Consider the following 898-nt stretch of genomic DNA (forward strand, 5'->3'; position numbering starts at 1 on the left):
GAATCAATGACTTGGGCTGGCGTCAAGCTAACCCGCTGATACCACTCAACTTAGTTTCGGATCGGGCGGCGTCTTTGGGCTGGGCGTGAAGGTTGCCGCCCTGCGCGCAGAGCGCGCACATCTTCGTAGTGACACTGGGGCCAGTCGGCGAACGCGAGATTGGTGGTGATCAGCAGCGAGGTGTTTTCGTAAAGCTTGCTAATCAGGTGGAACAGCAGCTGCCCGCCCGACTGGCTGAACGGCAGATAGCCGAGTTCGTCGATAACGATGAGGTCGTAGCGCAGCAGCTTCTCGACGAGGCGCCCGCTGCGGCCGGCGGCCTTTTCCTGTTCGAGCTGGTTGACCAGATCGACGAGGTTGAAGAAGCGGCCGCGGGCATGGGCGCGGATGACCGCCGAGGCGACGGCGATGCACAGATGCGTCTTGCCGGTGCCGGTGCCGCCGATGAAGATCGCGTTGCGCCGGCCATCGAGGAAGCTGCCGGTGGCCAGTTCGCGCACCCGGCCTTCGTCGACCGGCGTGCCGGCGAAGACGAACGTGTCGAGATCCTTGAGGACCGGGAACTTGGCGCCGCCGATGCGGTAGCTGATCGATCGCGCCTGGCGGTGGGTATGCTCTGCCCGGATCAGACTGGTGATAAGCGGATAGATGTCCTCGCGCCGGGCCAGTCCCTTGCCGGTGATCTCGTCGAACCCGGCGCGCATGCCATAGAGCTTCAGCTCGGTCATGGCCTCCATGATCTCGTGGCGTTCCATCAGGCAAGCATCCTTATGCTGTCGTAGCGGCCGCAATCGGCCACCGGTTCGATGTTGAGCCGCAGCTGTCAATGACACTGTAAAATTCCCCACATGTGGCAAAGTAAAATTCCCCACTTTGCGAACGCGGGATGTCAGGTGAG

1 protein-coding gene is annotated in these 898 nt (G+C 62.0%); it reads right to left on the minus strand.

Annotation, left to right across the window (positions count from 1 at the left end):
• Positions 1-50: 50 nt before the first annotated feature.
• The gene (gene istB, locus QN347_RS19295) at positions 51-755 is read right to left on the minus strand and encodes an IS21-like element helper ATPase IstB (protein ID WP_323494337.1); all 705 of its coding nucleotides are present in this window, start codon (positions 753-755) and stop codon (positions 51-53) included.
• Positions 756-898 lie beyond the last annotated feature (143 nt).

This window comes from Sphingomonas sp. 10B4 (assembly GCF_035019905.1).
Taxonomy (GTDB): domain Bacteria; phylum Pseudomonadota; class Alphaproteobacteria; order Sphingomonadales; family Sphingomonadaceae; genus Sphingomonas; species Sphingomonas glacialis.